An 11,063-nucleotide genomic window follows, 5' to 3' on the forward strand; every position below is an offset into this window, starting at 1 on the left:
TTCCGACTGCCTTCGCCGCGCTTCGTTCAGGTGGAGACGTGAAGTGGTTGGTTTGCTCAAGCCACTGGAATTGCCGGGTCAGCTGCTGCCAGGGCGATGGCGCGATCAGCGACCGGCGGGTAGATCCACAGGCTGTTGATCTGCTGCTTCAACGTCTTGGCTTCACTGCCGATCAGTTTTACCTGGCGATCCCAGCCTTCGCTGTACACCGCACCCCAGGCGCCGAGATCGAGGCAGGTCACGTACTTGGGCTGGCTGTAGGGCGTTGTCGCTACCCCGATCAATTCGGCTGCTGCGTTGTTGCCGGCGTGGCGACCCAAGGCGATGGCGTGCTGGCAGGACATCACGCTGAAGTTGCCAACATCGTCCGTTGCGGCGCGGGCGGTATCGCCTGCTGCGAAGATCACCGGCTGACCCTGGACCTTGAGCTGGCTATCTACCTGCAGTCGTCCCTGATGATCACGTGGAGCACTGATCTGCTCGGTCAGTGCGCTGGCGCGAAAACCCACGGTCCAGATCACGGTATTGGAGGCTATACGCTGGCCGTCATCCAGGGTCACGCCGTCGGCATCGACCGCCACCACCATGCGCCCCAGGCACCATTCGATTCCCAGTTCCCGCGATGCCTCGCTGATCGCTGGACGAATGCCGTCGCCCAGCACGGCGGCAATCTCTTCGCCACGGTCGACCACTACCACGCGAATGGCGGCGTCATCACCGAGCAGAGCGCGCAAGCGTGCCGGCATTTCCGTAGCGGTCTCGATGCCGGTAAAGCCGCCGCCGGCGACCACCACGGTATTGCGTGCGGTGCTGTGCGGACGCTCTGCCAGGCTCGCCAGATGCTGCTCCAGGCGCACCGCCTGCTCGATTTCATCGACATCGAACAAATGCGCTTCCATGCCTTCCAGCGCTGGGCGCATCAGGCGGCTACCCGAGGCCAGCACCAAGCGGTCGTAGCTCAGGTTCCCCACCTTGCCGGCGGCGTCGCGGTAGCTGACCTGCTGACGCGGTGCATCGATGCTCTCGGCCATGCCCTGTACGAATTCCACCCCAACGGCTGCCAGCAGCTCTGTCAGTGGCGCTTTCATGCTGTGCACATTCGGCTCGTAGAAGCGCGGTCGAATGCGCAGCTCCGGCTGAGGGGCAAGCAAGGTCACGCCGATATCCGTTCGTCCGTGTTGGTCGAGCAGGCGCATGGCACTGAGGGCGCTCCATACCCCGGCAAAACCACCACCGACAATCAGAATGCGTTGTTTCATCTGGTACTCCTGGCTTTGGCACGTTTCGTTTGACGGAGCCATGCTAGGAGAGGAGCATTTCGGCAGATACGACATATACCCCCGAAATCATGCCAACTCGCCCGCGTACCATTCTGTTCCTCGCCTACCCGCAAGTCGGCCTGCTCGATCTTACCGGCGCGCAGACGGTGTTCTGGGCGGCCACCAAGGCCATGCACGAGCGCGGTTTGCCGGGTTACGAGCGCCTCACTGTCAGCCTTGCGGGCGGTTTGGTGGGCACTGCCGAAGGCCTGGTGGTGGATACCCAGCCGCTGGCAGAGGTAAAGCTGGCGCAGGTCGATACGCTGATCGTGCCTGGTGCGCCGGAAATCGAGCGCGCGGTGGCCGAATCGACCGAGCTGATCGCCTGGATCGCCAGCAGCGCACGCCGAGTGCGGCGCACGGCCTCCGTATGCAGCGGTACCTTTCTGCTGGCTCACGCGGGGCTGCTCGAGGGCAAGCGTGCGGCGACGCATTGGGCGATGTGCGACATGCTCAAGGCGCGTTTCCCGGCCATCGAAGTGGACAGCAACGCCATCTTCGTCGAGCAGGGCGCAGTGTGGACCTCCGCGGGTGTCAGTGCCGGTATCGACCTCGCCCTGGCACTGGTCGAAGCCGACTGCGGGCGAGAGGTGGCCATGCAGGTGGCGCGTGAGCTGGTGGTCTTTCTCAAGCGTCCTGGCGGGCAGGCGCAGTTCAGCGAGTTGCTGCAGGCGCAGGCTAAGGACACCTCGACCTTCGATGAGCTGCACCGCTGGCTTGGCGACCATCTGGACAGCCCTGAGCTGAATATCGAGGCCATGGCCGAGCGCTGCCACATGAGCCCGCGGCATTTCTCTCGCCTGTACAAACAGAAGACCGGACGCACGCCAGCCAAGGCCGTGGAAATTTTCCGCCTCGAAGCGGCGCGCAGGTTGCTGGAGGACTCCACCCGTAATATCGATGTGGTCGCCCGGCAATGCGGCTTCGGTGACGAGGAACGAATGCGCGCGACATTCCAGCGACACCTGGCGATTTCACCACGGGATTATCGAAGACGTTTCTCGCGCTGACGGTTCTGCGCCGCACTCGGATGACATCGGCTTAGCAGTATTTGTTATGATATTACATTTCCTGTTGGCCCCATTCGAAGTCCTCCATGTCCTCCAATCGTCTGCTCTCGATCGACGCCCTGCGCGGTCTAGTCATCCTCTTCATGTTGCTCGATCACGTTCGCGAAACCTTCTACCTGCACCTGCAGGTCGGCGACCCGATGGACGTGACCGCCACCGAGCCTGCGCTGTTCTTCAGCCGTACCCTGGCGCATCTGTGCGCGCCGGTATTCATCCTGCTCACCGGGCTTTCGGCGTTTCTCTATGGCGAGAAGCAGATGAGCCGGGCGGCGACCAGCGCCTTTCTGTTCAAGCGCGGGCTGTTTCTGGTGGTGCTGGAGTTCACCCTGGTCAACTTCGCCTGGACCTTCCAGTTCCCGCCCACGGTGATCTACCTGCAGGTGATCTGGGCCAGCGGCCGGAGCATGCTGGCGCTCGCCGCGCTGCTATGGCTGCCGCGAGCGCTGCTGGCCGTGCTGGGGCTGGCGCTGGTGGCGGGGCACAATCTGCTCGATGGGCTGCACTTCGGCCCAGAGTCGGCGCTGCATATTCCCTGGGCGATCCTGCATGACCGCGGCTGGCTGGAGTTTTCTGAGACACTACGACTGCGCACCTCGTACCCGGTGCTGCCGTGGATCGGGGTGATCGCCCTGGGCTATGTGATTGGCCCGTGGTTTCGCGGCGCGAGCGCGCCCGAGCAGCGCCTGCAATTGCTGCGTCGAGTCGGTTTCGCTGCGCTGGCGCTGTTCGTTCTGCTGCGCCTGCTCAACGGCTATGGCGAGAAGCCCTGGGTCGTTGAAGAAACCGCGCTGCAAACGCTGATGGGCTTGTTCAATATCACCAAGTATCCGCCGGCGCTGCTGTTTTTGGCGCTGACGCTGGGTATCGGCCTGCTGTTGTTGGCGGCCTTCGAGCGCCGCAACGACGGGCGCCTGGTGCGTACCCTGGCTGTATTCGGCAGTGCTCCGATGTTCTTCTACCTGCTGCACCTGTACGTGCTGAAGTTGCTCTATGTCACCGCCCTGGCCATCTGGGGTGCGAACCAGGGGCACTACTTCGGCTTCGATTCGATGGGGTGGGTCTGGGCTACGACCGTGCTGCTGGCGCTGGTGCTGTTTGCGCCCACGCAGTGGTTCGCGCGGCTCAAGGCGCGGCGTCGCGACATGCGCTGGCTGAAGTACCTCTAGGAATCTCTGTCGTAGGGTGCGCCGCGCGCACCAGCTGGTACCTCGGAAATTCCGGTGCGCACGGCGTACCCTACGCTCGCTGGCCGGCATCGGCATGACGCTGGGCGCTGGGCGCTGCAGAGCATGCTGTAGGAGCCCGCTTGTGGGCGATGGTTGACGCGACTCAATGACGTGCTTCCGAGAGCGGCTGTCGTAGGGTGCGCTGTGCGCACCGGGGCAAGCCGCAACCACATTGGCGCTGATACTCATCCCCTTGAACGCAAAAAGGCCAGGGTTTGTCTCTGGCCTTTTCATTGATGGTATGCGACCTGTGCAACGGTTGTTGTTGAGCTGGTCTGGCGGTGCGCGCGGCGCACCCTATAGTCCAGGTCGCAGAGTGTCTTAGCCTGGCTGCGGCTTACAGCTTCATGTTCACCGACAGATAGGCCGAGCGGCCTGGAGCAGGGGAGAACATCGGCTGGTCATCGCCGCCCCAGAAGAAGTTGTCGAACCATACGTACTCGTAGTCGCGGTCGGTCAGGTTCTTCATCTGCAGGTCGAGGCTGGTGGTGGCCGATACCTGATAGCGCACGTTGGCATCGAGCACCGCGAAGCCGCCGTACTTGCCTTGCTGGTTCAGCTCGTCGATGTAGTAGTCGCCCTGGGCGCGGGCCGACAGGCCGAAGCGCCAGGCGTCGTTGAACTGGTAGTCGACCCCGGCATTGCTGATGTAGCGCGGCGTGGAGAACACCTCCTTGCCCGCCAGCGACTGCCCGCCAGCGGTGAAGGCGCTGACCACCTTGGCTTCCTGGATGGCGTGCGAACCCCACACCGTCCACTGATCGTTCAGCTGTGCGGTGAGCTGCATGTCGATGCCACGACGCTTGGTTTCACCCAGGCCGACGGTGGTGCCGGTGCTGGGCATGTTGGCCACTTCGTCGGTGGCTTCCTGTTGCCACACGGCGATGCGCGCCTCCGAGCCGGCGAACGGCTTGAACTTCACCCCCACTTCCTTGCCGGTGTTGATCGACGGTTTGTACGAGGCCTGGCCGGCGGTCATGTAGGCCGGAGCGGTTGACCCGGTAAGGATCTGGAAGGTGCGCCCCCAGTTGGCGTAGACGTTGATGTCCGGGGTGATGCTGTACACCACGCTGAGCTTGGGCTGTTCGATCCAGCCATAGTCCTGCAGCTCGGCTTTCTCGCCGTTCATCAGCTCGGTATTACCGGAGAACTTGTCGACGCGGTACGCCGGGATGATCTTCAACTGCTCGATGGGCTGGATGATCGCCTGGGCATAGGCGCCGGTGTTGTACAGCGTGTAGCTGTCGTCGTTTTGCGTGCGTGCCGGCGGCGTGTCGAAATCGGTGGGGATGCCGAAGTTGTAGCGGTAGCGGCGGTATTCGTTGTTCTGCTGCTCGTAGTTGATGCCGCCGTCGAGGGTCAACATCTCGTGGGCGCGCCAGGTCAGGTTGCTCAGTACGCCGGTCTGGCGCTCTTCCCACTGGCGGCGCTGACGCGGGGCATTGCCGACCGGGTAGCTGGTGAAAGTCACGGTGCGGTCATCGTCGTAGCTGTTGTAGTACAGCTTGTTGCTCAGGCTCAGGTCATCGCTGAGCTGGAAATCGGCATGCGCGCTGAGGTGCTTCATGTCGCGGTCGTCGCCATCGTTGGCGTTTTTTTCCGGCGACTGCGAGCGGCTCGCGGCCAGCTCCTGCGCGGTGAGAAAACCCGGCTCCTCGGCCTGGTGGTGGTAGAGGCGGGCGATCACGCCGAGCTTCATGGTCTTCTCGTCATCGGTGACGAACCATTTGCCGCCCAGGGAGTATTTGTTGGAGTTGCTGTGGTCGCGGAAACCGTCGGAATCCTGCTTGGCCAGAAAGTAGTTCTGCGCGAAGTTGCCTTCCTCGTGGCCGACGGCCAGCTGGAATTCACGGGTGTTGAAGCTGCCGTAGGTCAGGCGACCGTCGGTGTAGTTGCCGCCCTGACGGGTGGCGAAATTGATGTTGCCGCCGATGTTGTGCAGGCCGTAGCGCGGGTCATTGGTGCCGCGCACCACCTCGATGTATTCCAGATCCAGCGGGAAGACCATGTCGATGAAGCGCTGGTTGCCGCTGTTGACGTTGCTCGGTACGCCGTCGATCAGCGTCTTGATGCCATTGATGTACCCCTCGCCGTTGAACGCACGGAAGGTCACCTTGCCGGACTCGGCGCCCATGCGCGTCTCGGTCAGCTGGATGCCGGGCATCTGGCCCACCAGCTCCCAGCTGTTCATCACGTTCTTATCCTCGATCTTGTCGCTGCTCATGATGTCGACCGAGGACAGGATGCTGTCGGTGCGCAGCGTGCCGCTGGCCTCCGGGGTGACGTAGACCGAGCCGAGCGAAACGGTGGAGTTGCCGGATGAGGCAGCGTGAATCTGAGGCGTGACCAGGGCGGTCATGACGGCGAGGGAGGCCGAAGTGGCTTTCATGGGTATTCCTAGCGTTGCGTTTTCTAAGTGAGGGAGGGGTGTGCGTTGGCCTGCTGGGGCGGCTGGCGACGTCCAGACAGCAGTGCGGGATGTATCGGTAAACGATCCATCTGAAAGATGTTATATCATAACAATTTTAAGGCGCGCGGCCACTCTGAAAACCCGCAGCCAGAGCCAGTGCAGGCCCTGGCCAGAGGGATTGGCGGCTGAGTATCCGGCGCAAAGGCCGATGAACACTGGCGTGAGGTGCACGAACGATTAGACGCCAGCGTGCTAATGGCGTATCAATATCAGGCGCCTTCCGCGTTTCTATCCAAGCAGAACCACTATGCAGCCCCTGTGTTCGGTCAACGCGCCCACCAGCGCCAATGATGAGCGGCTCGATGGCTTCGTGCGCCTGCTTAGCCGCTATTTCGACTCGGCCGCCGCGCTGGTCTCCGGCGTTGGGGCTGCACGGCATATCTGGGCCAGCCCTGGCCTGAGCGACGCACGTCTGGCAAGGCTCATCGACACTCGTGAAACCTCACCCACCTCCCTGGTCTGGCCCTTGCAGATGCAAGAGGGCGTCAGGCTCGGCACGCTCTACCTGCATTTCGACCCTCCCCGCACGCTCGACGCCAAGCAGCACGAAGCCCTGCAGGACTTTGCCGCACTGGCCCTCGACCTGTTGGCGCGCGAAGCCCAAGAGGCCCGCCAGCGCCATGAAGTCGCCGCCCTGCATGCCAGCGAGCGGCGCATGGCACTGGCCATCGCCGGGAGCGGTACAGGCATTTGGGACCGCGACATCACCACCGGCGACATCCATTACTCCAGCAGTTGGAAGGCGCTGCTCGGCTATGCCGACCACGAAATCGGCAATCGCATCGAAGAGAGCTATACCCGCGTGCACCCGGCTGACCTCAACTACGTGCGCGCGACAATCCAGGCGCACCTGGATCAGCGCACTGACGCCTATGAAGTCGAGCACCGCCTGCGTTGCCGCGACGGCCAGTACAAATGGGTATGCAGCCGCGGCAAGGTGGTCGAGCGCGACATGCACGGCAAACCGCTGCGCATGATTGGCACCACCACCGACATCACCGCCATGCGCCGCCTGTCCGAGCAGGTACAGCAGACCGCGGCCCTGATGACCGACCTGACCAATGAAATCCCCGGCATGGTCTTCCAGTTCCGCCGGCAGGCCGACGGCACATCCGCCTTCACCTACGTCAGTGCCGGCGCGCAAGCCATCTGCGGTCTCAGTGCGATACAACTGATGCAGGATGCCGACGCGCTGACGGCCATCGTCCACCCCGACGACCGCCTGGCCTTTATCGATTCTCTGCAGCTATCGGCCGAGGAGCTGACGGACTGGCATCTGGAGTTTCGCGTGCAGGTGCCGGGGCGTGAAATCGCCTGGTGCCAGGGCGAAGCCTGCCCGCGCCGTGAAGAAGATGGCAGCGTGATCTGGCATGGTTTCATGACCGACGTCACCGAACGCAAGCAGATCGAAGCCGAGCTGCAGGCCTTCGCCACCACCGACTTTCTCACCCAACTCGCCAACCGCCGGCACTTCATGCGCCAGCTTGAAGCCGAACTGGCGCGCCTGCAACGCAGCCCCGAGCAGAGCGCGGCGATCCTGATGTTCGACCTGGACTACTTCAAGACCATCAACGACCGCTGGGGCCACAACGTCGGCGACCAGGCCCTGCGCCACTTCGCGGCGATTCTCTGCACCCAGCTGCGCAAGACCGACACCGCCGGGCGCCTGGGCGGCGAAGAGTTCGCCGTGGTGCTCAGCGAAGCGGATCTGGACCAGGCCATGCACTTCGCCACCCGCATCCAGAACGAACTGGCCAAGACGCCGATCGTGCACGCCGGGGAGCCGATCTTCCTCGCCGTCAGCGTCGGCATCTCTTCGCTCAACGCCAGCGATGCCAGCGTCGAGGCCGCCCTGTCACGCAGCGATATCGCCCTGTACTGCGCCAAGCGCGGTGGGCGCAATCGCATCGAGCATCACTGACGGGAGGCTGGCTCAGGCCGCCAGCAACGCCTGGCTGATGGCCTCGTTGAACGCAGGAATATCGTCGGGGTTGCGTGAGGTGATCAGCGTCCAGTTCTGCCCTGGGCAAACCTGCACCTCGGCGTCTACCCAGCTCGCACCGGCATTGGCCAGATCCAGGCGCACGCTGGCATACGACGTCAGCACCTTGCCTGGCACCACGCCAGCATCGATCAGCAGCCAGGGGCCATGGCAGATCGCCGCGACCGTCTTGCCTGCATCACGAAACTCCTGCACCAGGCGCTGCGCGTCCTCATCCTGGCGCAGGTTGTCGGCGTTCACCGTACCGCCGGGGATCACCAGCAGATCGTAATCCGCCGCGCCCACTCCCTTGATCTGGGTGTCGGACTGCACGCTGACGTCCTTCTTGCTGTCCTGCAGCCAGGTTTCGGCCTCGCCGCCCTTGACGCTGGCGTGGGTGACGCTGGCGCCCTGATCTTTCAGCGCCTGCATCGGCTTGAGCAACTCGTCGCGCTCGATGCCCGTGTTGGCGGTGATGAACAGCACCTTCTTGCCTTGCAGATTCGAACTCATGATCGATACCTCCGCTGATGCGCCGCACGGCGCAGTGAGTGGTCGCGTTGGTGAACGCGACATGTATCAGGATTGAAAGGTGTAAGAGGCAGAAGTTCGACTTGATTGGCTGGCGATGGCTGCCATCAGGCTCGTTTGCGGCGGGTCACAGATTCGCCGAGGGCAACTGCAACCAGATCGAAAACACGCCCAGCACGCTCCAGAAAACGATGAACAGCCAGGGCGAGCGCAGGAAGAACAGCAGCGACTTGTAAGTGCTCTCCCGGCTGGCCTCCTTCTCGCTGAATAGTGGGGAGTCGTCATAGGCATGGCCGAACTCGGGATCGCTGCTCAGCAACTGCTCCTGCTTGTAGTGCCAGTGCTCGATGATCGTCGCGGAGGCCCTGATCCCCGGCCAGGCGTGCAGTGAACTGATAATGCCCAGCAGCGTGAACAGCGCCGGAACCACCAGGGTGAATAGCGCCCCCCAGTTTTCGTTCAGGTTGGCCATGGACGATGCATAGGCGATCACCAGAAACGACTGCGCCGTCAGATACGAGTTGGTGCGTCCGGCCAGCAGGCTGGTTTCGTACTGAATTTCCCGCCGATAGAAATCGAGCCGCTCCTTCGGCGTGCCGAAAATCATCAACTCCGCCTGCTGCTCGCTCCGCAGATCGTGTAATTCGGAGGTAATGATTCGGGCGCGTTTCATGGGCTGTGCTCGACTGTCAGTTGGGCCTGCCCGGCGGGCGAGCAGCCACGTGGTGGCTGACGAGTTAGACTGCGGGCCCTCCAGTCATTCACTGTTTTTATCGGGCCGGCATGCCACGCACGGCGCGTGACAATGGCGTACGCCACCTCAGAGCTGAACTGCCGCACAGTGATAGCGGGCTTTACCGCGCCAAGCGCAGCGGGCGCAATCGCATCGAGCATCATTGACGGGGCAGGCTTGATCACCTGCCAGAGACACGCGTCACAGCCAGCGCCCGCCGCGCAAAAACGGTGGGCAGTTGCGCTGGACGCATGGCGCCATGCTGACTAACGTGGTTGCCCCATTCGAACCACCACAGGAAATCGTCATATGGACGTGCAATGCAATTCCCTTGAAGAGGTGCGCGAGCGCATCGACCAGATCGACCGCGCCATGGTCGACCTCATCGCTCAACGCGGCGGTTTCGTCGCCCAGGCGGCGCGCTTCAAGAAAGACAGTGCAGACGTTCGCGCCCCTGCGCGCGTCGAGCAGGTCATCGCCAAGGTGCGCACACTGGCCGATGAGCGTGGCGCCTCGGCAGCGGTCGTGGAGCAGGTTTACCGGGCGATGATCGCCGCATTCATCGAGGAAGAACTGCGTACCCATGCCGCCTTGAGTGCAGATGCCTGAACGGCACCAGCCCTGCCGCTGAGCCTAACGCTGGCTCAGCGTCGCCACTGATACGCCGGAGGCCACGAAGGTCATCCCGGCGCCCAGGTTCAAACCCTTCACCACCCGCGGCCGCGCCTGCAGATAGCGCGACAGCGAGGTAGCGAACACGCCCATCAGCGCGAAGCCTACTGCCGTCAGCACCGCGAACCACAGGCCGTAAACCAGCATCTGCGTGCTCACCGAGCCGCGCTGCGGATCGACGAACTGCGGGATGAACGCCAACACGAAAAAGCCCGGCTTGGGGTTGAGTGCGGCGGACAGAAAACCGGTGAGAAAGATGCTCGGCAGCGACTGCCGGGTGACGGAGCGAAAGCTGATCAGGTTGCGCGTGCGCAGCACCTTGATACCCAGCCAGAGCAGATAACCAGCGCCGATGCACTTGATCAGCCAGAACGCCAGCTCCGAGGTCTGCATCAGCAACGTCAGCCCCAGCGACGCCGCCAATACGTGAAACAGAATCCCGGTGCCCGACGCCATACCTGAAACGATGGCCGCCAGGCGCCCTTGACCGAGCCCACGCGCCACCGCCAGCAGATTGTCCGGACCGGGAGCCAGCACCAGCAGAATGCAGGCGCCCGTATAAGCCAGCCAGGTATCGATAGGGAACATACACACCTCCATGCCGAAATGAACGAGGGCTCCGCCCCCAGGGACGGCCGACACTAACGCAGCGTAATTGGCCGGGGCAAACCATCGCGGCCGGAAATACGACACAATTGCCGAACGGTAAGTACAGAGGGATGCCACTCGCTGCATATGAACGAGTGGCCTTTCTCTGTAGCAAGTGACGACTCAAATACAGGCCGCCAGCCTACAGCCGTAACTCCGTGCGCCTGGCCTGATGTTCACCGCCAAGCGGCGAACACAGGCGCTGATGGATACGGCTAGGGAACCCCAGCTCTCGGCTATGGCGCTACCGCGCTTTGAATACTCGGTCATCACGCCCTGTCACGGGATTGACCGTGTAGCTTGGGAGGTGAGGACAAGTTTGTTAGGGGCTGCTATCGGCCGATTCTGTTGAAAAAGTAGCGACCTCCCCGTGCTGCCGGCAGAATCACTCTGTCGGTGAGCGCGGGGGCGAA

9 protein-coding genes are annotated in these 11,063 nt (G+C 62.8%); 4 read left to right on the forward strand and 5 right to left on the reverse strand.

The window, feature by feature from the left end; genetic code table 11:
- Window positions 1-56: 56 nt before the first annotated feature.
- Window positions 57-1,259 (reverse strand): NAD(P)/FAD-dependent oxidoreductase, encoded by a 1,203-nt coding sequence (locus EGJ86_RS22870; protein ID WP_125836732.1) that lies wholly within the window; start codon window positions 1,257-1,259, stop codon window positions 57-59.
- Between the two features lie 89 nt (window positions 1,260-1,348).
- On the opposite strand from EGJ86_RS22870, the gene EGJ86_RS22875 reads away from it, so the two are divergent.
- The gene (locus EGJ86_RS22875; protein ID WP_125836733.1) at window positions 1,349-2,329 is read left to right on the forward strand and encodes a GlxA family transcriptional regulator; all 981 of its coding nucleotides are present in this window, start codon (window positions 1,349-1,351) and stop codon (window positions 2,327-2,329) included.
- Between the two features lie 86 nt (window positions 2,330-2,415).
- Window positions 2,416-3,555, forward strand: coding sequence for a DUF1624 domain-containing protein (locus EGJ86_RS22880; RefSeq protein WP_125836734.1), 1,140 nt, complete (start codon window positions 2,416-2,418; stop codon window positions 3,553-3,555).
- A 397-nt stretch (window positions 3,556-3,952) separates the two neighbouring features.
- Here EGJ86_RS22880 and EGJ86_RS22885 read toward each other — a convergent pair whose 3' ends face one another.
- Window positions 3,953-6,004, reverse strand: coding sequence for a TonB-dependent receptor (locus tag EGJ86_RS22885; RefSeq protein WP_125836735.1), 2,052 nt, complete (start codon window positions 6,002-6,004; stop codon window positions 3,953-3,955).
- Between the two features lie 328 nt (window positions 6,005-6,332).
- Here EGJ86_RS22885 and EGJ86_RS22890 point away from each other — a divergent pair, with 328 nt between their 5' ends.
- Window positions 6,333-8,006, forward strand: a complete 1,674-nt coding sequence (locus EGJ86_RS22890) for a sensor domain-containing diguanylate cyclase (protein ID WP_125836736.1) — start codon at window positions 6,333-6,335, stop codon at window positions 8,004-8,006.
- A gap of 12 nt (window positions 8,007-8,018) precedes the next feature.
- On the opposite strand, the gene EGJ86_RS22895 is transcribed toward EGJ86_RS22890, so the two are convergent.
- Window positions 8,019-8,579 (reverse strand): type 1 glutamine amidotransferase domain-containing protein, encoded by a 561-nt coding sequence (locus EGJ86_RS22895; RefSeq protein ID WP_099526396.1) that lies wholly within the window; start codon window positions 8,577-8,579, stop codon window positions 8,019-8,021.
- Window positions 8,580-8,724: 145 nt separating this feature from the next.
- A complete protein-coding gene (locus EGJ86_RS22900) occupies window positions 8,725-9,270 on the reverse strand; it encodes a hypothetical protein (RefSeq protein ID WP_125836737.1) in 546 nt (181 codons plus the stop codon).
- Between the two features lie 369 nt (window positions 9,271-9,639).
- Between EGJ86_RS22900 and EGJ86_RS22905 the strand changes: the two genes are divergently transcribed.
- Complete coding sequence (locus EGJ86_RS22905; protein WP_099526394.1) at window positions 9,640-9,939, forward strand: chorismate mutase; 300 nt, start codon at window positions 9,640-9,642, stop codon at window positions 9,937-9,939.
- Window positions 9,940-9,963: 24 nt separating this feature from the next.
- Here the strand turns inward: EGJ86_RS22905 and EGJ86_RS22910 are convergent, their stop codons facing one another.
- Window positions 9,964-10,590, reverse strand: coding sequence for a LysE family translocator (locus EGJ86_RS22910; RefSeq protein ID WP_074675198.1), 627 nt, complete (start codon window positions 10,588-10,590; stop codon window positions 9,964-9,966).
- Window positions 10,591-11,063: the final 473 nt, after the last annotated feature.

This window comes from Pseudomonas sp. o96-267, assembly GCF_003935465.1.
Lineage (GTDB): Bacteria > Pseudomonadota > Gammaproteobacteria > Pseudomonadales > Pseudomonadaceae > Aquipseudomonas > Aquipseudomonas sediminis.